The organism is Natrinema thermotolerans (assembly GCF_031165565.1).
GTDB lineage: Archaea > Halobacteriota > Halobacteria > Halobacteriales > Natrialbaceae > Natrinema > Natrinema thermotolerans.
Genome location: NZ_CP101873.1, coordinates 4,019,300 through 4,037,070, shown reverse-complemented (window position 1 = coordinate 4,037,070; position 17,771 = coordinate 4,019,300). Strand labels below are relative to the sequence as shown.

Annotated in this window: 23 protein-coding genes; all 23 read right to left on the bottom strand. The window is 64.5% G+C overall.

Going from position 1 to position 17,771, the window contains the following annotated elements:
* Positions 1–4: 4 nt before the first annotated feature.
* The 23 genes from NP511_RS20765 to NP511_RS20655 all read right to left on the bottom strand — a co-directional run bounded on the left by NP511_RS20765 (position 5) and on the right by NP511_RS20655 (position 16,726).
* On the bottom strand, positions 5–1,156 hold the full coding sequence (locus NP511_RS20765; protein ID WP_233274290.1) for a DUF2184 domain-containing protein: 1,152 nt from the start codon (positions 1,154–1,156) through the stop codon (positions 5–7).
* 11 nt (positions 1,157–1,167) lie between these two features.
* Positions 1,168–1,659 carry a hypothetical protein gene (locus NP511_RS20760; protein ID WP_049964206.1) on the bottom strand — a complete coding sequence of 164 codons (492 nt, stop codon included), beginning with the start codon at positions 1,657–1,659 and terminating at the stop codon, positions 1,168–1,170.
* A 10-nt stretch (positions 1,660–1,669) separates the two neighbouring features.
* A complete protein-coding gene (locus NP511_RS20755; protein WP_049964205.1) occupies positions 1,670–3,328 on the bottom strand; it encodes a hypothetical protein in 1,659 nt (552 codons plus the stop codon).
* Between the two features lie 74 nt (positions 3,329–3,402).
* On the bottom strand, positions 3,403–4,563 hold the full coding sequence (locus NP511_RS20750; RefSeq protein ID WP_049964204.1) for a phage head morphogenesis protein: 1,161 nt from the start codon (positions 4,561–4,563) through the stop codon (positions 3,403–3,405).
* A gap of 3 nt (positions 4,564–4,566) precedes the next feature.
* Positions 4,567–6,030, bottom strand: coding sequence for an anti-CBASS protein Acb1 family protein (locus NP511_RS20745; RefSeq protein WP_049964203.1), 1,464 nt, complete (start codon positions 6,028–6,030; stop codon positions 4,567–4,569).
* Between the two features lie 3 nt (positions 6,031–6,033).
* Positions 6,034–7,398, bottom strand: coding sequence for a PBSX family phage terminase large subunit (locus NP511_RS20740; RefSeq protein ID WP_049964202.1), 1,365 nt, complete (start codon positions 7,396–7,398; stop codon positions 6,034–6,036).
* On the bottom strand, positions 7,395–7,961 hold the full coding sequence (locus NP511_RS20735; protein ID WP_049964201.1) for a hypothetical protein: 567 nt from the start codon (positions 7,959–7,961) through the stop codon (positions 7,395–7,397). The genes NP511_RS20740 and NP511_RS20735 overlap by 4 nt, the downstream gene beginning before the upstream one ends.
* A 3-nt stretch (positions 7,962–7,964) precedes the next feature.
* Positions 7,965–8,513 (bottom strand): helix-hairpin-helix domain-containing protein, encoded by a 549-nt coding sequence (locus NP511_RS20730; RefSeq protein WP_049964200.1) that lies wholly within the window; start codon positions 8,511–8,513, stop codon positions 7,965–7,967.
* Between the two features lie 3 nt (positions 8,514–8,516).
* Positions 8,517–8,789 carry a hypothetical protein gene (locus NP511_RS20725; protein WP_006649642.1) on the bottom strand — a complete coding sequence of 91 codons (273 nt, stop codon included), beginning with the start codon at positions 8,787–8,789 and terminating at the stop codon, positions 8,517–8,519.
* Between the two features lie 8 nt (positions 8,790–8,797).
* Positions 8,798–9,067 (bottom strand): hypothetical protein, encoded by a 270-nt coding sequence (locus tag NP511_RS20720; protein WP_049964199.1) that lies wholly within the window; start codon positions 9,065–9,067, stop codon positions 8,798–8,800.
* 5 nt (positions 9,068–9,072) lie between these two features.
* Positions 9,073–9,462 carry a hypothetical protein gene (locus NP511_RS20715; RefSeq protein ID WP_049964198.1) on the bottom strand — a complete coding sequence of 130 codons (390 nt, stop codon included), beginning with the start codon at positions 9,460–9,462 and terminating at the stop codon, positions 9,073–9,075.
* Between the two features lie 199 nt (positions 9,463–9,661).
* Complete coding sequence (locus tag NP511_RS20710; protein WP_049964197.1) at positions 9,662–10,042, bottom strand: hypothetical protein; 381 nt, start codon at positions 10,040–10,042, stop codon at positions 9,662–9,664.
* 7 nt (positions 10,043–10,049) lie between these two features.
* The gene (locus tag NP511_RS20705) at positions 10,050–10,238 is read right to left on the bottom strand and encodes a hypothetical protein (protein ID WP_006649639.1); all 189 of its coding nucleotides are present in this window, start codon (positions 10,236–10,238) and stop codon (positions 10,050–10,052) included.
* Complete coding sequence (locus NP511_RS20700) at positions 10,235–10,783, bottom strand: hypothetical protein (protein WP_049964196.1); 549 nt, start codon at positions 10,781–10,783, stop codon at positions 10,235–10,237. The genes NP511_RS20705 and NP511_RS20700 overlap by 4 nt, the downstream gene beginning before the upstream one ends.
* A gap of 129 nt (positions 10,784–10,912) precedes the next feature.
* Positions 10,913–11,197, bottom strand: coding sequence for a MarR family winged helix-turn-helix transcriptional regulator (locus NP511_RS20695; RefSeq protein ID WP_049964195.1), 285 nt, complete (start codon positions 11,195–11,197; stop codon positions 10,913–10,915).
* Complete coding sequence (locus tag NP511_RS20690) at positions 11,190–11,585, bottom strand: hypothetical protein (RefSeq protein ID WP_049964194.1); 396 nt, start codon at positions 11,583–11,585, stop codon at positions 11,190–11,192. Before NP511_RS20690 ends, NP511_RS20695 begins: the two co-directional genes overlap by 8 nt.
* On the bottom strand, positions 11,582–12,409 hold the full coding sequence (locus NP511_RS20685; protein WP_049964193.1) for a hypothetical protein: 828 nt from the start codon (positions 12,407–12,409) through the stop codon (positions 11,582–11,584). The genes NP511_RS20690 and NP511_RS20685 overlap by 4 nt, the downstream gene beginning before the upstream one ends.
* On the bottom strand, positions 12,406–12,633 hold the full coding sequence (locus NP511_RS20680) for a hypothetical protein (protein ID WP_049964192.1): 228 nt from the start codon (positions 12,631–12,633) through the stop codon (positions 12,406–12,408). The genes NP511_RS20685 and NP511_RS20680 overlap by 4 nt, the downstream gene beginning before the upstream one ends.
* Before the next feature lie 246 nt (positions 12,634–12,879).
* Complete coding sequence (locus NP511_RS20675) at positions 12,880–13,278, bottom strand: hypothetical protein (protein WP_049964191.1); 399 nt, start codon at positions 13,276–13,278, stop codon at positions 12,880–12,882.
* Positions 13,279–15,381: a minichromosome maintenance protein MCM gene (locus tag NP511_RS20670; protein WP_049964190.1), complete on the bottom strand. Its 2,103-nt coding sequence runs from the start codon at positions 15,379–15,381 to the stop codon at positions 13,279–13,281.
* A 256-nt stretch (positions 15,382–15,637) separates the two neighbouring features.
* Positions 15,638–16,234, bottom strand: a complete 597-nt coding sequence (locus tag NP511_RS20665; protein ID WP_049964189.1) for a hypothetical protein — start codon at positions 16,232–16,234, stop codon at positions 15,638–15,640.
* Positions 16,231–16,581: a hypothetical protein gene (locus tag NP511_RS20660; RefSeq protein WP_006649631.1), complete on the bottom strand. Its 351-nt coding sequence runs from the start codon at positions 16,579–16,581 to the stop codon at positions 16,231–16,233. Before NP511_RS20660 ends, NP511_RS20665 begins: the two co-directional genes overlap by 4 nt.
* Complete coding sequence (locus NP511_RS20655) at positions 16,574–16,726, bottom strand: hypothetical protein (protein WP_162834883.1); 153 nt, start codon at positions 16,724–16,726, stop codon at positions 16,574–16,576. The genes NP511_RS20660 and NP511_RS20655 overlap by 8 nt, the downstream gene beginning before the upstream one ends.
* Positions 16,727–17,771 lie beyond the last annotated feature (1,045 nt).

Below are 17,771 nucleotides of genomic sequence, written 5' to 3'. Positions count from 1 at the left end.
TTGTTTACGCGTTGATTCCCGTGATTCGGGCAATACCCCGGACTCCGTCAGGAGAACGGCGAACGAAGGGGGTCCTACTTGACAGAGTTTTGTTACGCAACCCAAATCCACCGTCGACCTCCCAGTTCGTGTTCGTGACGCCCTGGGCGACGACCATCTGGAAGTACCGCGGATCGTTCAGCAGCAGGATCGCGCTGTCGGCGTCCAGGCGCGGCGCCGGGACGATGTTGAGGTACGGGTACTTCCGCTCGAGGCGCTCCATGATCGGCTCGTCGGTCGCGGAGGTCTCGTAGTCCTCGCGGTCGACCTCGCCCCACAGGGCGCGGGGGACGAAGATCCAGCCGCCGACCTCGGAGACCAGCGGGACGTCGTCCTGATCCTGAACATCGGTCTGATCCTCGACGGTGTCGTGGAGTTCCTTGAAGTCGGCGAGGATCTCTTCCGGGCTGTTGACCCAGCCGTTCGAGCCGCTGGCCTGCAGGATGAGATCGGCGTCGGAGTCGAGGCCCGTTGCCGCGAGGGTGCCGCGGTCGGTCGGAATCTCGCGACCTTCGCCGTTCCAGAGGAGGCCGTGCTCCGAGCGGTTGAGCGCTCGGCGAGCCTCCTGGCCGACGCTGGTGTCGAGATCGTCGCCGAACTGCATCGCGTTCTGGACCTCGCGGCTGTCGAACTCGTAGTCGACGTGGTGGATCCAGAGCGGGACGCCGTGGAGTGCGTTCGCGGGCATCTCCTGGACGCTTCGGGCCCGCGCGTTCATGCTCCGGTTGGCCTCGAGGCGGGTGGCGCGGAGGCGGTCGAAGTACGCGTAGCGGAAGAGGCTCGCGCTGACGCCGAAGCCGGCACCGATCAGCTGGTCGATGACCGTCGACTGGACGAACTGGTCGTCGAGGATGGTCTCCGCGTACTCCTGCCAGGAGTCGACTTGCATCGCGGAGTCGGCAGTCAGTTCCGCCGACGGCTGCTTGATCCCGATCGCCTGATCGAGCTCATCCCACATGTCGGGACCGAGCGGGGACTGGGCGCGAATCTGCTTCCACGCCTGTTCACGCTGTTTTCTGACCGGGTTGAACAGCGCTGTTTCGTGGAGGCGCGACGCCCCCTCGAACTCTTCGGCCATCTGCGGGTCGTGCTGCGTAACGCTATCAGTAGTTGCCATGAGTTCTCACCTCAGTAGAACTCCACGAGAACGTGGGTCGGGTCGTCGCCGCTGCTCATCGTCACGCCGTCCTCGTCCGCGATCGTCGCGACCGCCTCGGTCGGCGAGCCGCCACTGATGACCTCGAGGTAGCCGTTGGCGTTCCAGCCGAGTTCGGCGCCCTCGGTGTAGGTGTCGTCGGTGCCGTCGCCGTCGACGTCGGCGTAGGCGACGAGGGCCCGGGCCTCGTCGTGGCTCTGGAAGCCGATCGTCTCGACGTTCGATCCCGCCGGGTAGGTGATCTCCAGCGGGCTCTGGTTCGTTCCGACCCCGCGGCTGCCAGGGTTGCGCTGTTCGCGAACGACGCGCTTGGTCTTCGAGTCGGCGCCGGCAGCCGTGTAGCCGCCAGCTCCACGAACGACGCCCTGGCCGGGCTCGAGTTCCTCAAGGGCCTCGTCGTCGTCGTAGTCTTCGGCGTCGTTCGTCTGTGCGAGAACCGACGTCTGCGTGTTGAGTTTCGTCATCTATCTCACCTCAGTTCTCCGCGACCCCGGTACCGTACTCGTCGGGATCTTCCTCGCTGTTGTCCTCGGCGTCGCCCGTCGCCGGCGAAGCGGATGCCGTGATGCCAGCCGCTCCGGGCAGTCCCATGCCGCCGTTGCCGGCGACGCGATCGTGCTCTCGATCGACGAGCGCGTCCGCCGAGGCCATGAGGTCCTCGCGGTCGTCCTCGTCGTACTGGTTGGAGTGGGCGATGATCTCGTCGACCTTCTGCCCCTTCGTGGCTTCTTCCTGGGCCTGGGCGACGAGATCGCCGGCGTTGTCCTCGGTGACGAAGCCCTGCTCCTCAAGGGCGACCTTCGCCTCGGCAGGCGTCATCTCTCCGAGCGTCTTGCCGTCGCCGCCGTTGTCCGGGTCGTCGTTGCTACCGCCGTCGCTGCCACCGTCACCGGCGGCGTTCTCGGCGGCGAGTTCGTACGTCTGTTCGAGTACGTTGTCGTCCATCGCCTCGAGGGACTCCTTGTCGAAGTCCGCGTTGGCGGTCAGGAACGTGATGTACTGCTCTCGGGTGTTGTCGTCCATGTCTGTCGTAGGAGAGTCGTCCACAGGGGATTCCGCCCCCATCGTTTGCGTACCAGTCTGCTGTCCACCGTCGGTGCCGGCCGTGACGTCCGCTTCTGCTGGGGCCACACCGACGAACGCCGAGTCGTAGAAGTAGCCACCGTCAGCGCTCGTGATGAGGTCCAGCATCTCGCCGTCCTCGCTCGCGTAGTGAAGCGCGACGTAGACGTCGGCATCCTCCTCGAGCGGCTCGTCCAGATCGATCGCCTGATCGGTGAGGAGTTCGCCGGCCGAGACTGCGTCGGCCTCGCCAATCGAAGAGCTAAGTCCTGGACCGATGTCCGGGTACTCGGTACCCTCGAGGTGAGCGCACGCCATCCAGTGAGCGTCTTCGAAGCCGGCTTCGGCGACGCGGATCGCTTCGCCGTCGCTGGTCTGCGGCTCGACGTGGATGAAGCCACGCCGGTCACCGCGATCGCCGATAATCCCGAACTTCCGAGCCAGTCGTTCGACCAGGCTCTCGGTGTCGTCCGCGGCACCGTCATCGTAGGCAGCGGTCAGCTGGTCGCCGAAGTCTGTGGAATGCGTGAACGACGCCAGCGCCTCGTTCGGGCCCCACTCCGCGGTGTTCGATGGACTGTCGCCCTTCGAGACCACGGAGAGGTCGAGGAACTTGATGTTCGACGCCTTGACGTCGGCCTCGGGATCATCATACGGTTCGACCTGGAATCGAGGGTGGACAGAGACTTCGTACGTCCCGCCACGAACGCCGTCGGCGATATCCCGATCATGGGTCGTCGCTTCGTAGCCGACTGCATCCGCTTCCTCGATCCAACCCGCCTTCGGGACCTTTCCGACTGTTTCCTCGGTCGGCGGCGGGTATACCGGACGGCCGTCGTCGTCTTCGGGATGGTCGGTCGTGAGCGGTTCACCGGCCTGAGACTCGGCTGCTTTCTGGAGCTCCTCCGCAGTCATCAGGACCCGCGTCCCGTCGTCCATGTGGAGGATGTCCCCAGCAGCGACCGCGATGCCGCTGAAGCGCCATGGCGGCTCGTCATCGTCGTCTTGACCTGCGGTTAGCCGAGCCGTTCGGGCCGACACCCGCAGGTCATGCGTATCGTTGTTTTTCATGGTTGCATCGGCCCAGGACCTCGCCCCTCACCGCTCGCGCGGTGGGTGTCGTACGGGGGTCATCGGGCCTGGGATCAAGCTGCTGCCTGGGTTGGTGAGAAGTGAGCGACCAGTTCCTGGGCGCCGTCGACGTCCGTCGCTGCGAGCGCCTCGTAGCGCTCACGCGACTCGTCGACGAACGCACCAGTACGGTACATCGCGACGAACTCGTGGGGGTGCGCCTCGAGCGCCGCTGCGGCGGCCTCGTTCACGATCGGGATCACCGCGCAGCGACACTGCGGATGGATCGGCGGCTGGTTCTCCGAGCCCTCGAACTCGTCGAGCGTCCAGGGGCTGCGCTGGGCGACCGAGGCACACTGATCGCAGACGCGCTGGTCGCCGGCGGTCTGGACCTGAACCTCGGGCTCGAGGCCGACCGAGTTGATGCCCTGCTGCCGGTAGCGCTCGATCGTCGACTGCGTGTGGGCGTTGATGGTCTCCGTTCGAGCGAGGACCGTCGAGCGCGTCTTTCCGATCTTGTTGACGCGGTCGGTGATCCGGCGCGCCATCTTCGTCGGGTTCTCGCCGGCCGCGATCCCGTCGGCGAGCTCGCGAGTGATCTGTCGGGAAACCTCGTTCGTGATCCCCTCGAGTTCAGCATAGTTCCGGCTGAACAGGACCTGCAGTTTCCGCTCGTGAACCGGCATCTCGACCAACTCCCGGGCCGCCTTGGAATCGGTTGGCTCGATGTCGAGGCCAGCCTGGCGAAGATTCGTGTCGGCATCCTCGAGGCCACGCTCGTACGCCCGGCGGACCCAGACGTTCTCGTCGCGATCGATGACCTCGAGGGCCTCGTTCTCCTGCGCGGTCTGGAGCCACTCCCGGAAGCGCTCGATACGCTGGTCCGGCGGGACCGTGCTGAGATCCGGCGGCTCGTCAACAGCCGTGATCTCGGCCTCGAACGCGGCAGTGAGTGACGCTTGGAGTTGGTCGGTCCGACTGTGGTCGTGGTAGTCTCGATAGTCCGCGAACGTGTCCAGAAGCTCTTGGGCTTCGTCATCCGCAAGACTATCGTCGCCGCGCAGACCGAGGATGTCGTCGGAGATGACCGACTCAGTGATTGCGGCGTTGATCCGACCGAACGCCCCGCGAAGGCGCTGGGCGTACGTCTGTCGGATCGTCTTCGTCTTGGTTGGATCCTGCTGCTGGGCATGGAGGTGGTGCCGGTCGCCGGATGGGGAAGCAGCGCTGCTCATGTCTCAGTCATCAGCCTCCGCAGGACCGAACGCGGACTCGAACTGTGCCGCGACCTCCGGATCGGCTTCGTCCAGTTCCGGGAGGTCGGCGTCCTCGAGCTCGGACGGGAGATCGCCGTCCTCGATGAACTCCAGTTGCTGCTTGGGGGTGAGGACACCAGGCGCGACCTGCAGCCACGTCTCGAGGACCTCGGCCCGCGTCTTGCGGATCTCTGCCTGGTCCGACTCGGACATCTCGGCCAGGGGCTGCCAGTCGACCTCGTAGCCTTCGCCTCGAGGCTCGGCGATCGTGCCGATGTCCTGCAGCCGGTCGATGGTTGCACGGACGATCTGCGGCTCGACGAACTCGTTGCGCCGTTCGGCGATCTTCCCGTACCACTCCTTGAGGTCCTGCGTGGTGGCCCGCTCGCCGCTCTCGTTGCCCTTCAGGACGGACTGCGGGAGCCCTGTCTGGGCGCTGACCGCCTCGATGTTCGGGTCGATGACCGGCTGCGGGTCGATGTCCTCGCCGCCGAGGCTCTTGACGTCGTCGGCGCCATGGGTCCGAAGGACGTTCTCGAGGCCGTGCTGCCAGCGCTGGAGGTGTTCGCGGAGTTGGTCACCGTCGTCCTCGAGGTTGAAGTCCTCGGAGATGTTGATGTGGATACCCCACGCAGCGGCTCGGTAGACGAGTTGGCCGGCGGCGCCGAGCGTCTTCTCGATGTCGATCAAGTTGTTGTAGACCGGCTTCTGTCGCGGGATGCCTCGAAGCTCATCGTCCAGAAGCTCGTCCGACGGGATGTGGATGACCCGCTGCCAGTGGACGTCGACCGTCTCGTCGCCGTGGTGCTGGATCACGGTCTCGTACTCGTTCTCGTCCGAGAGGTCGAGCGTGTACTCGACCGGATCTCCCCAGCGCCCAGAGCCAGGCCCGCCGACTGCGACATCTGTGACCGACGCCCTTGAGAACGGCCGGAGTCCCGTGAGTTCGGCGCCGGCCTCGACCGGACTCGAGAAGCCGTCGGGATCGTCGACGTCGTCGAACTCGAGGACGAGTACGCCGAACTTCCCGACGCCGGCGAGCTTGTCGGCCCGCTTCGCGTAGTGCCACAGTTGGTGATCGTCGACGAGCTCCTGGACGTCGCTCTCGAACTGCGTCTGGTCGACGCCCTCTGGGGGCTCGGCCCTATCGTCGATCTGCGGCGGGTTGCGCCAGGTCGTCGACGGCGGGAGGAACGTGACGGCATAGGCGTAGGGGTTCCGCAGCGCGAGGGCGAAGAAGTCCTCGACGGTCGGGTTCTTGTCCCAGCTGAAGACCTCGTAGTAGTCCTCGTCGCCGGGGATGTTCTCACCCAACGCCTGGGCGAGTGCGAACCGCATCTGAAACTCCTGCCGGGCGGAGAGCCCATCGTCTTGTGCGACCAGTTCGGCCTCCCGACCACCGCCGGCGGCGTCGTCCGTCTCGTCTGCTGTAGAAGTATCAGTCATGGATTACCACGTCCCCGACCCGCTTGGGTCGTTATCGTCGCTATGTTCGTGAGTGAAGACCGCGTAGCGGAGGGCGTCCATGATGTGGTCGTTCTCCTTCTTCGGCTTCTCCGACTCCCGGCCGTCCTTGTACTGGTAGGCGTGGAACTCGTTGATCGTCTCCTGGCAGAGATCGTGGACGCGGAGTTCGTCACGCTTCGCAGCGACGGCCTTGATCCCCTCCTCGACCGACTTGTCGGACTTCCGGGCGTCGAAGCCGTGCTCGTTCAGCGCTTCGATCGACTTCGGCTCGGCGCTGTCACAGTAGACCGGGCCCGAACCGTGATCGTCCTCCATCTGCTCGAGTTCGGCGGCGATGTCGTCGTTGCCCATCCGGCGGGACTTGCGCTCCTCGGCGACGTACCAGCGGTCGCCGTGGATCCGGATGGCGATGATCGCCGCGTGGTTCGAGAAGCCCCAGTCGACGCCGTAGATCGTCTCGTCCCAGCTGTCCGGGAGGTCCTCCGACTCGACGATGTGCTCGTCGCGGTCGAACCACGGGTAGACGAGGCCGTCGAACTGGGTGAACGCGCCCTCGACCTCCTGCTGGTAGTACGACCCGGAGTACTCGTCCTCGAGGCGCTCGATGTAGTCGTCCGGATTGTGGGGGTTGAGCCACGATGGGACACCGAAGACGCCCCGGACCCGGTCGGACTCGCGGACCTCGTAGACGTCGTCGTGGACGATCTCGGCGTCGTCCTCGTAGAAGCGATCGTAGACCCAGTTGAAGCCTCGAGGCGTCCCGGTCAGGAACGCGTTCCGGTAGTTGCCGACCCGGAGACGGCCGGAGAGGACTTCCCAGGCACGCTCGGCGACTGACGCCGGCTCGTCAATCCCGACCCACGCGAGGTTCGGGCCACGGAGACGGCGGATTTTGCGCTCGTTAGACGCCGTCTGCAGGATGATGCGCGAGCCACTGGGTGTGTGGACACCGGGCTCTTCGCCACCGGGCCCGACGTAGTCGCAGACCTCGAGGAGGCCGAACTCTCGCATCGTCGGGAGGATGGCGTTCTTGATGGTCGGCCAGTCCGGGGCGATGAGCGCGCCCAGTTCGCCGCGGTTCCAGCGCTCGGCGTTCGCCCAGGCGCGCATGATGAGTGTCGCCGTCTTGCCGGCGCCGAGTCCCGAGATGATGACGTGGTTCGAGGCGTCCGACGAGATCGCGGCGTCGCCCTCGGGCCCAGCGAGGAAGTCCTCCTGGGGAGCGAGGCCGGTGTCCGGATGGACGTACGGCCGGACCTCTCGAGAGTCCCGTTGCCGATCGAAGATCGTGTAGCTCGGCTCGGGGAACTCCTCGGCGTACGACGTCGTGGATCGAGTTGTGCTCATGCGTCCACCTCGAGCCACTCCTTGCAGCGCTGGATGTAGTGGCTGTTCCGCCCGTTCTCCTCGCGGTACTCGAGTGCCCGCTGGCAGATCTCGGGCCACTCTGCCTTCGGGACGGTCGGCGTCCCGAGGTAGGAGATGTCCTCCCGGTTGTCGTGCTCCAGGTAGCGCACGGGCATCCGGGAGACGGCGACGATCGAACAGTACTCCTCACTCGAGAGCGGGACGTCCTCACCCTGTTCGTGCTGGACGAAGATGGCGAGGTGTGCGAGCTCGTGGTAGACGGTCTGAAGTGATGCGAAGCGGTCAGTGTGGTAGGCCGTCAGCAGGTTGTAGAAAAAGGCCTGAGCGTTCGCATCTTCGTCCGGATCGATCCGGCCGATCGTGACCGTCTTGCCCGCGAGTTCGGGGTAGTCCTTGAGCGCCACCTCAGTCTTCTCTCGGATGTCCTCCCGGACGTCCTCGTCGGCACGGCCATCGAACGTCTCGAGGACTCGGTAGCTTCCGATGCCGACGACATCGTCGCCGTCGCGCTGGTACGGGATCTGGGTTGTTTCGAGGCTCATGGATCAGTCTTTCTCCGATGTGAGGTAGACTTCGACGCTGCCCGAGCCGGCGTCGTCGTCATCGTGTTCTCCCCACGACTCGGGGTAGCGGTTTTTCAGCACCGAGAGGATCGTCCGGGCGTCTCCGTTCTCGCGGGCCATCTCGAGGAGATCGTCGACGAGCTTCGCCTCGCCAGCCCCTCGCGCGCTCGCGACCCTGTCCGCGAAATCCGCGTAGATGCCTTCCTCCTGGTCGTCGGCTTTCTCGAGCCACTCGTAGAACGTCGTCTGGCCGATGCCGTTGCACCGGCAGGCTGCAGCGACCGAGTGGCCGTCCTCGAGCATCGACGCGATCGCCTCCTGGCGCTGCTTCGTGAGCTTCGGATCGCGACCGCGGTGGGTGCCCTCGCCCTCGTGGATCCCCTTCGCCGACTTCTCGCCGATCATATGGACGTCGGCGAGTTCGTCGACGCTCGCTGCGAGGACGTCGTCGACGGTCTTGAAGCCAGCCTCCTCGAGCGCCTCGGCTATCGCTGGCCCGACGCCGTCGATCTCGGTGAGGTCCTCAGTCATGAGTCAGTCCTTGCGGTCGTGGTCTCGAGGCGGCTCGTTCGCGATCGTGTACTCGAGGATCTCCGGCCCGACGAGGATCGCGCCGATGATCGTCAGCGATGTCATCGGGTCGGCGCCCTGTTGCATCGCGAGGATGCCACCGACGACGCCGATCAGCTGCGTTGTCGCCTTGATTGTCTTGTAAACGGCGAGCGTCACGTGGAATCGCCTCGAAACGGCTTCGTTGCACTCCCGGATCGATTCGCGGGTCGTTGATTTGTGTTGTCTCGTCGCCATGGCATCTATCAGTCCTCTGGACTTCCGCTCTCGTCACCGTCGGATTGCAGATCGTCGACGGCCTGGACGCCCTCGCCCATCGCGTCGTCCCAAAGGTAGTAGCCCGCGCCGACGGCGATCGCGACCGCGCCGAGTAGGATCAGCGAGTCGGGCTGTCGGCCAGTCCACTCCATCGCCAGCCACGTCCCGAAGAACGCGAGTAGGATGGCGCCGGCAATAGCGGTCTTGGCCGTCGTCTTGTAGCCTGTACTGCTACCTGAGTCGGTGTCGGGTGTCATGTGTATCAGGAAATGATGCCGTGAACGTAGGCCTCGAACAGCCAGTCCAGCGGCGTCCAGATGCTGAGGGCGTGCGAGGCCCAGTCGTCCCACATCGCGTAGACGCCGAACGCGGCCACCCAGAAGGACGGCCTCGAGGCGTACCGGCGAAAGCGGACGAGGCCGGCGGTCGTGATCACCGTCCCGACGAGCGTACCGATGGCGCCGGCGACGGCGTAGTACCGCCAGAGCATCACGAACGAAAAGAGGCCGGCAACGACGCCCAGCGAGAGCATGAGCGGCTCTCGGTCGGTGAAACGGTCCCAGGCGTACGTCGCGGCCCAGGCCGTGAGGAGCGCACCCCACGTGAAGTGGTGTGGTGCGAGCGTCGCTCCGTCTGGTTGTGTCTCGAGCATGGTCAGTCAGCGTATGGAAAAGCGCCGGGTCTCGGGTGTGTCAGCGAGAGGCCTTCCCGGCCTGATCCCGGCGCGGGTCGGGACGGCCCGTGGACGTCTGGTAGTCGCGGGTGCTTCCGTCCCGAAGCGGGCGGGAGCGAGTGGGGAGCCCTCGGTCCGACGGGGTGGGGGCGACGTCGGACGTCATCGGGGAACTTCGTTAGACGCCGGCCTCGGGGATATCCTCCGGAACGACGAGCCAGTGGTCATCGTCGGCCTTCGACTCGTCCGATGTCACCCACGGCCCGGCCCACTCGATGAGATCCTCGTCGGTACCGTTGATCGATAGCTCGCGCCACTCGAGGACCAGGCCGTTCAGCTCGTCGACCAGCTCGAGGACGTCGTCGTAGTCCTCGGGATCAATCGTATCGACCGAGCCGGCGTGGCCGTCCGGTTGGACGGTGACACTGGGCCCGCTCGAGATGAGGTGGGGGCCCTCGTACTCGGTCGACTTGCCGGCGGGGAGGTCGCCGTTGATGACGTCGTAGAGGTCGTACTCGCTATACGGGTCGATCGGTGCGTCGGGATCTTTCGGTTCCATGGGTGGATCAGTTGGTGAGTGGTTGGATCGATGCCCGCCCCGTCGTGATCGTCGTGCCGTCGGCGTCGACGACGATCTCCGAGCGCGGGTTGTTCCAGGTCGGCGTCCAGCGGACTTCGTCGACGACGCCCTCGAGGCGGCGACCGGCGAAGCGGACCTCGACGGGCAGCCCCGGTTCGATCGGGTGGACGGTCATCGTCGACCGCGGGCCTCGCGAACAGCGATCGTGGTCGCGGCCTCGAAACACTCCGTGTCGTAGCTCGAGAGATCCTCTTGAGACTTGAGGTAGCCAACGAGGTGCTTCAGGAGGTTCAGTTGGACCGGCTCGCCGACCTCCGCGAGTCGATCAGCGAGTGTTTCAGCACGAGCGAGCGCTTTTCGTCGGCTCAGCGGATCCGAGTCAGCTCGGCCGGCGATCGATCCGCAGTCCTCGCAGACCGTGCGGACGGGGTACTTCGCGATCGCCGTGTTGTCGACCTGCCGAGTGCCCTCGAGTGGGCCTTCGGGGCCGATCTCGCCCGGACCGGTCTTGTGGGCCCGGACCGACACGGCCCGAGTGGCCTTCGGCTCGAGGTCGTGTCCAGTAATCCCTGAGTACGCCCGAACGTGGCTCTCGTTGGCTTTCAGCCGTCGAAAGCAACACGAACAGATCGAGGGGTTGTTGAAGACGTAGCGCCGGAAGACACGGTCGGGTTCGTCGCGGCCCTGGACCTCGTCGATGGTGTGGGCTGTGGTGGACATGGGTGCAGGAGAAGCCGATGGCTGTCGGCCACCCCCCGATGTCGTCGTTGCCTCGATCGGGGAGCGATAGGAGACAGCCGTTGCTATCAGTTATGGTGACTGTCGGGCTTAAAAGCGAATCAAATAGTGCTACCTTTCCGATATCGTGAACGCCCGATGGGCCCCCACGACGTTGTCGTACTCCTCGCGAAGGTAGTAGATCCGTCGGCGTTGATCCGATGGGTGGTTGTAGCTACTGACGAGGCCCGCGTCCTCGAGTGTGGGGACGGCCTCGCGGATCGTCCGCCGTGTGAGTGCCGTTGCGTCGACGATATCGCGCTGGGAGAGTGGCGCGTCTTCGGCCTCGAGCGTCTTGTAGACGAGTCGGACCGCGGCCGATTCGTCGGCGATCTCCTTGGGGAGTTGCTTAGGCATCGGTTGTGTCACCTCGGTCGAAGTCGATCGCGACGACCCCGTCGGCCTCGAGGACGGTCATGTCCAGGCGGACCGCGTCCGAGCGGCAGATGAACGCGACCTCGCCGCCGACGCGATCGGTGACCGTGACCATCCGTTCGAACGGGCGGAACTCCTCGTGACCGTCGGGGACCGCGGGCCCATCAATCTCGACCCAACCCCGCGGGATCTCCCGGGCCATGTCGATCGAGATGACGAGGCAGCCGTCGCGAGGCTCGTTGCCCAGCTGCTCGAAGCGGTCGCGGGCCTCCAGGAGGGTCTCGATCGAGGCGGGACCCTCGACCGTCGCGACGTCGTCGTCCTCGAGAGCGTTCTGCCAGAGTTCGACGGTGTCCTCGAAGACACTCACGCCGTCTCACCTCGAGCTCGGCGGGAAGGCATCTCGGCATCGTCATCGACCTGGTTGGCCACCGACTTCGACAGTGCGTCCGGTGCGTGACGCTCGAGCCACTCCTCGATCGCGTCGTCCTCGAGGCCAGCGGAGAACGGCGTCTCGTCGACGTCAAGCAGCCGGCAGTCTGCGGGCGGCGCGTTCGTGATCCCGATCCCGCCGGCGCGCCGCGTCGCCGATGTCCAGGTCGACGTAACGATCTTCCGGCGGCCGGAGTCCGGCCGGTATCGGACCATGTGGAGCTCGCCGTCGACGGCGACATACCACCAGTAGGCCATCTCGGTGATGTCCCTCGCGTAGATGCGATAGACGAGATCGCCGTCAGCTTCGCGGACCGGCTCGAGCCACTCGTGGTAGGCGTCGCGAGTCTGGTACCAGGGCTTGTCGGCGTACTTCGACGTCGGCTCGGCGCCGAACGTCGCGAGCGTCGCATCGCCCCAGACCTCTCGAGGCCCGATCTCGTCTTCGTAGTCCGGGTGAACGATGTACCGTGTGTTCGCCGGCTTCGGCGGCTCGGGGTAGTGGTTGATGCTGCCCCGACGCTTGTCGTCGGTCGCCTTCTGCTCGAGGCCCTCGAAGCGATCGTGGATGTACTCGATGGCCTCGTCGCGCGACTCCACCGATCGGCCGCCTTCGCCCCACGTACCACCGTCGAACTGGATGAGACAGTAGACGTCGTTGCCGTTCATCGGCGGCCGGACACCGATCGCGTAGTGGTCGTTCTCGCCAGGGTGGATCCCGCCCGTGCTGACCTCCTTGCGGTACTTCGTTCGGCGGCTCACGCTGTTTCACCTCGAACTGCACCGCGGATCTTCCGCGAGTCCGCCTTCGAGCAGTCGTAGCAGAGGTAATTGTGCGGGTGGTCCTCGCCGCGATCGATCGCGTAGAGCTCGCGATCGACGGCCGCCGGGTCAAACGTTTCACCGCAGTAGGTGACGCCGACGAGGCTCTCGACGCAGTAGCCGTTGTGTCCGTTGTCGAGATCGACCACGTAGCCGGTCGTCACGAGTCGTCACCCCCTCCGGTTCGCGTAGAGTTCTCAGACTGTGAGATAGGCTGATCAGTGCCCGTCTGTAGTGTTCGGCCAGAATTTGACGAATCGAACGCTGACCCTCGAGGGGGAGAGTCAGAATCATCCAGTTTTGGCCGTCCATCGCAGTCGTGGTTAAGGATCTCGTGAGCCGTTTCGAACCCGGTCTCGCAGAGTTCGCAGTAATGGCTTTGCTCAGTACCGCTGCTGCAGTTACCGGAGTCAGTCATCGTTCTCACCTCGAAGTCGGAGTTTTTCGACCTGTGCGTTCGCCAGCCCGATCACATCGTCTCGCGGTTCCTCGACGCACGAGAGGTTCGATTCGATCTTCTCGCGGAGCTTCCACCGGTCGTTGATCCCAAGCCGGACGTCGCCGTTGCCGTCCTCGGCTCGGAAGAGATCGCCGTTGCGACAGGCGGCCGTGATCGCCTTGTCGAGTTCCTCGAGGCCGAAGCGGCCGTAGCCGGCGCCGTGGAGCGTGCCGATGACCGACGTCTTCTTCGCGAGCGGCGGCTGTTTGCGACCCGAGTTGTAGTCGACGGCACGGACGAGCGCTTCGTAGACCTCCTTCGAACGCTTGCGCCGCTCTGCTTCCGTCTGGGTGGTAGAGGAGCGGGCCATCTACGTCACCCGCACCTCCTTGTTCGTCTTCGGCTCGTAGGCGTCGCCTTTCCGTTTGAGCTTCTCGATCTCGTGTTTCGCCTTCTCCTGGGAGATGCCCATCTCCTCGAGTTTCTCGAAGACGTCTTCGTAGGGGACGCCACCGGCTTTGCCGGCTTGCAGCTCTCGGATGACGGCCTTGACGTTCTTGACTCGGTCGCGCTGGGGCTTCGAGGAGTTCGCCTCGACGATATCGGCGTCGAACTCGCCGTCCTCGTTCATCCCGTAGTCCTGGAGGGACTCGCCGACCAGCCGCTTCGCACGCATGATGTCCTCCTCTTCGATCCACTGCGAGAGCCGGGCCCGGGCGCTCGCCTCGGCGATCCGGTGCATGTCCTGAAGCTTTCGCAGCGTGATCGGCACCGGCGCGTCCTCGTCGTAGCCGTTGACGCCCCGCATCCGGACGTAGGCGTCCCGGAGTTTGTTCCGCATCTCCTCGGTCCGGAAGCGCGGGTCGGGGAGCTGTCGCACATAGGCGACGTACTTTCGCAGGAGGTCGTGGTCGATCACGCGATCGTCGTCATCGGTGCCGTCCGCCTCGCCGGCGCGTTTGGCTTTCGCCGCCTCTTTCGTCTCGAGGACGTGTTCGGCCTTCTCTCGGTCCGTCTCTTCATCGGGCTTGTCCTGCAGCTTGAAGATGAGCGCGAACCGGGAGAGGAGCGTCTCGCTCAGGTCGATCTGCTCGCTGTCGGCGACGTAGTCGTCCCATCGGTCGTGTTTCGGGTTCCCGCCGGCGAACACCGACGTCTCCGACGGGAGCGTCGTGTTGATCCCCGCCTTGTTGACGTCGACCTTCATGTCGGCCATCGCGCCGTGCATCGAGTCCTGGACATCTTCGCGGACCTTGTCGATCTCGTCGATGCACGCGAGGCCGTTGTTCGCCTGGACGAGTGCGCCGGCGTCGAGCGTCCACTCGCCGTCCGCCCAGTCGTCCTGCTTCGCGGTGGCGGTCATCCCGGCCTCGGTCGCGCCCTTGCCGTTCGCGAAGACCGACCGCGGCGCGATCTGTTTCGCCTCGCGGAGCAGCGTCGACTTCCCGGTTGAGGCGTCGCCGATCAGGAGCATGTGGAAGACGCCCCGGACCTCGCGGCCGTTATCGAGTTCGACGGTGGCGCCGCCGATCAGCATCAGGAAGATGCCCTCCTTGATGAGTTCGTATTTCTCCCCGGTGAGGTCGGGTGCGATACTGGCGAGGACGACCTCGAACAGAGGGCCGTACTCGCCGTTCGCGATCGCCTCTATCTCTTGCTTGTCCTCCTCGGTGATCTCGAGGTCCTCGAAGTCGGTGTCGGAGATCTCGATGTGGTGACCCTCGAGGTAGGGCTTGAACCGGGCGCTCTTCTTGCTGTTTGACCCCTCCTGCTGCAGCCGGAGGCGGCCGGTGACGCTGACGCGGTCGCCAGGTTCGGCCTGATCGCAGAGATCGTCTTCGACGGCGATGTCGATCTTAGTCCCGTCGCCACCGCCGATCACTTCCGGAGGCTCGGCGAGTCGGAGCAGTTGCGCGTCGACGAACTCCGACTGGTCGAAGTTGATGCGGAACGGCCCCTGTCGCTCGCAGCCTTGGCACTCGTGGGGTTCCTGGAAGTCGTCGCTCGTCCCGGACTGCGGGACTCGGGTGAGCGATCCACAGAGCTGGCACTCGAAGGCGGCTTCCTCGATCTTCGGGTCGACGTCGGTGGCCTTCTCGACCTGCCCTTCGACCGTGAGGAAGGGAGTCTTCTTGTGGCGCTTCGTCGGGGAGAACCACCCCGGGTAGAACGAGTCAGTCCCGTTCAGATTGTACACGCGGACGTGTGCGTTCCCGAGCGAGACGTCGATCGGGAGGTCGTACAGCCGAAGCGCCTCTTCGGCGTACCGCTGGAGCTGTTCTGGCTGGCCGAGGTAGTCGTCCGCGAGATCGGGATCGTACCGGAAGAGGTCCTCCCAGTCGACCTCGAGCGAACGTTGCTCGTTCGGGTAGTGCTGGGCAAGCGTCCGGATCTCGTCGTCGTAGTAGTCGCGGAAGAACTCCTGGAACGAATCCACGAGTTCCGCGTTTGCAGCGTCTGACTGGGCCGACATTACTCGGTCCACCTCCGTTCGACCGGTGTTGCGGAGGTGTGTAGTCTACACAACACCGAACGAGCGGTGTTGCGTCGTTCGAATGCGAGCGATGCGAGCGATGTGCGAGCGTACCGTTGACTAATCGACATTTGCTTTCTTGAATTACTTCAGGGGATTTTCTCCCAATTCAACCGTCCTTGTACTCAGAACGGTCCTGGGGGCGGGGGCCCCCTCATGAGGTGTTGTGTAACCGCAACACCTCCGCAACAGGTGTTCACCCCGACAACACCCCCTCGTGGATCCGGACGCCGGCAACCGTCTCCGGGAGTTCGGTCGGCGACTTGACGATCAGACGCGTGTTCTGTGAACTCGAGCGAGACTCTTTCTGGAACCGGCAGATGCTCTTGTCACCGACCAACTCCTCGGCCTTCTCCATGACGTCGTAGGTGTTCGTCCGGTGGATATCGACATCGGCAGCCTCGAGGACATCCTGAATGCGACCGCCGTCGTACTCTTCGCGACCAGTCGCTCCGCCAGTGACTCTCGCCGCGTGCTTCAGCACGATCGCGGCCTGCTGGTCGCGCTTCGCGGCGCTCTTCCGGGCAACCGACTGGTACAGATCGGCCGCCTGGTTCATCTTGTTGACCTGGTCGCGAAGTTCGACCACGCGCTGGCGGAGCTGCTCGTTCTCTTCCTCGAGACCCTCGACGCGATCGACGGCGCGCTGGGCGGCCTCGACAGGTCCGCACTCGGTCGGGTCGATCTCGTCACCGGCGAGGCCGTAGATGAGTTTCCGGAAGGCGACGTCGTTGGCCGCGTCCTCGTCGAGCGACTCGTCGGCGTGCCGGGCGTCGGCGTAGTCGTTGGTCACCGCTGCTCACCTCCATCGGGATCGTAGAGGATCTCGCCGGCACGCGCGATCCGGAAGTCCGGACCCGCGACGAGACCGCGGACCCGTTTCTTGAGCGTATCGTCAGCCCGAATATCGGTGTGACGACGGTACAGCTTGTGGAGTCGGGTGACCTTGACCGGCTCCCCTGGCTCGAGGTGTTCGATCACGGCCGCGTCGCGATCGTCGTAGTCGGCGGCCTCGTCGATGGAGTCCTCGTGCAACGCTTCGAGTTTCGCGACGCACTCCTCGAGGTCCTGAACTTTTGCGAGGGCGCGTTGGGCAACCTCGAGGGCGTCCTCCGGGCTGACAGCGGGCTCGTCAGACAAGGCGGATCACCTCGTAGTCTCCGACGCAGCCGGAACAGACCGTCAGCTCACCGTGCTTCGGGTGATCGATGACGTACTCGGCGTCGTCCGTGCAGCCGAGCGCTCCGCAGAACGGGCCGAACCCGTCGTCGGTATCGACGCTCATGCCCCGACACCTCCAGATCCTGATACACTGTATGCACAGTGTACCAAGAAAGGTGTACTACCGAAACGCCCGAAATCATCGATATAGGGGGCCGTACCCGGTGGAATAGTGAATTTATCTCCATCTCTATCACCCACTCTGGCCGATCTATCCCCCTATGAATTCAGATCAGGCATTCTGATAGGCCTAGAATTCAATATCATCGGTCAGTGAGAATGGTGATAGAAATTGAGATAAATAGTAGGATGGATACTCGAGCGGTCGTGACGCCGACCGTCCTAAAGCAGCAGTTGGGTGATGCGTCGCACCGGCCACGGTTCGGAGACACGACTCGAGCGGGATCGATCGGCTCGGACTTCGTTTCGCTCGCTCGAGTCACGGCCGCGGCTCGAGGACCCGTGTCACTCGGGACGATCCTGTAACGATCATCGCGAAGTCAGCACCGATCGTTCGGTCGTCTCGAGGATGGGCGAGGTGAACCCGATCGAAAGTCGCTCGTCGTCACGCGGTGGTCGTTCACTCCTTCGCCGTTTGCGGTGGTTTCGGCCCACACTGTCTCGGGCGGTTCTCACCGCGGGTCGATATCGCTCATTGCTCGACTGGTACTGACGGGACTCACTGCCGTCCCCGCAGTCGGGGACATGGCTGACGACGAGTACTCTTCCTGAAGACCTCTCATCGGTGTTGAGTTGCGCTACGACAGTCGATTTACGGCCTGAATCGTCGTTTTCCTCACCAGCTATCCCGTCCTCTATCTTCTTTCTCTCGCTCCGCTTAGAACGGTCCTGAGCCGTTTCACGTCGTTCCGGAGTCCGCCGTCGACTCTCGGTTTCTATCGCCCTCGTGGTCGAGTGCCCTTGGAGAAGGGGTCCGTCTCGGGCGGGCGGACGCTCGTGTTGTGTGGTGGGCCGGACGATGCGTGCCGCCAGGTGATAAACAATATATCGCTATATCCATTCTGGTTGCTGAAGCCGGGCATGCCAAGACTGATCCCTTGGATTGAACAGCGGGAGCTGTCTCCTCGTCGCGGCATACGGGGAACGCA

Excerpts from the sequence above, each read along its gene's own strand:
- NP511_RS20695 (WP_049964195.1), bottom strand. The coding sequence starts at position 11,197 with ATGCCTAAGCAACTCCCCAAGGAGATCGCCGACGAATCGGCCGCGGTC.
- NP511_RS20750 (WP_049964204.1), bottom strand. The coding sequence starts at position 4,563 with ATGAGCAGCGCTGCTTCCCCATCCGGCGACCGGCACCACCTCCATGCC.
- NP511_RS20700 (WP_049964196.1), bottom strand. The coding sequence starts at position 10,783 with ATGTCCACCACAGCCCACACCATCGACGAGGTCCAGGGCCGCGACGAA.
- NP511_RS20730 (WP_049964200.1), bottom strand. The coding sequence starts at position 8,513 with ATGACTGAGGACCTCACCGAGATCGACGGCGTCGGGCCAGCGATAGCC.
- NP511_RS20735 (WP_049964201.1), bottom strand. The coding sequence starts at position 7,961 with ATGAGCCTCGAAACAACCCAGATCCCGTACCAGCGCGACGGCGACGAT.
- NP511_RS20765 (WP_233274290.1), bottom strand. The coding sequence starts at position 1,156 with ATGGCAACTACTGATAGCGTTACGCAGCACGACCCGCAGATGGCCGAA.
- NP511_RS20760 (WP_049964206.1), bottom strand. The coding sequence starts at position 1,659 with ATGACGAAACTCAACACGCAGACGTCGGTTCTCGCACAGACGAACGAC.
- NP511_RS20705 (WP_006649639.1), bottom strand. The coding sequence starts at position 10,238 with ATGACCGTCCACCCGATCGAACCGGGGCTGCCCGTCGAGGTCCGCTTC.
- NP511_RS20710 (WP_049964197.1), bottom strand. The coding sequence starts at position 10,042 with ATGGAACCGAAAGATCCCGACGCACCGATCGACCCGTATAGCGAGTAC.
- NP511_RS20655 (WP_162834883.1), bottom strand. The coding sequence starts at position 16,726 with ATGAGCGTCGATACCGACGACGGGTTCGGCCCGTTCTGCGGAGCGCTC.
- NP511_RS20725 (WP_006649642.1), bottom strand. The coding sequence starts at position 8,789 with ATGGCGACGAGACAACACAAATCAACGACCCGCGAATCGATCCGGGAG.
- NP511_RS20675 (WP_049964191.1), bottom strand. The coding sequence starts at position 13,278 with ATGGCCCGCTCCTCTACCACCCAGACGGAAGCAGAGCGGCGCAAGCGT.
- NP511_RS20755 (WP_049964205.1), bottom strand. The coding sequence starts at position 3,328 with ATGAAAAACAACGATACGCATGACCTGCGGGTGTCGGCCCGAACGGCT.
- NP511_RS20745 (WP_049964203.1), bottom strand. The coding sequence starts at position 6,030 with ATGACTGATACTTCTACAGCAGACGAGACGGACGACGCCGCCGGCGGT.
- NP511_RS20740 (WP_049964202.1), bottom strand. The coding sequence starts at position 7,398 with ATGAGCACAACTCGATCCACGACGTCGTACGCCGAGGAGTTCCCCGAG.
- NP511_RS20720 (WP_049964199.1), bottom strand. The coding sequence starts at position 9,067 with ATGACACCCGACACCGACTCAGGTAGCAGTACAGGCTACAAGACGACG.
- NP511_RS20670 (WP_049964190.1), bottom strand. The coding sequence starts at position 15,381 with ATGTCGGCCCAGTCAGACGCTGCAAACGCGGAACTCGTGGATTCGTTC.
- NP511_RS20715 (WP_049964198.1), bottom strand. The coding sequence starts at position 9,462 with ATGCTCGAGACACAACCAGACGGAGCGACGCTCGCACCACACCACTTC.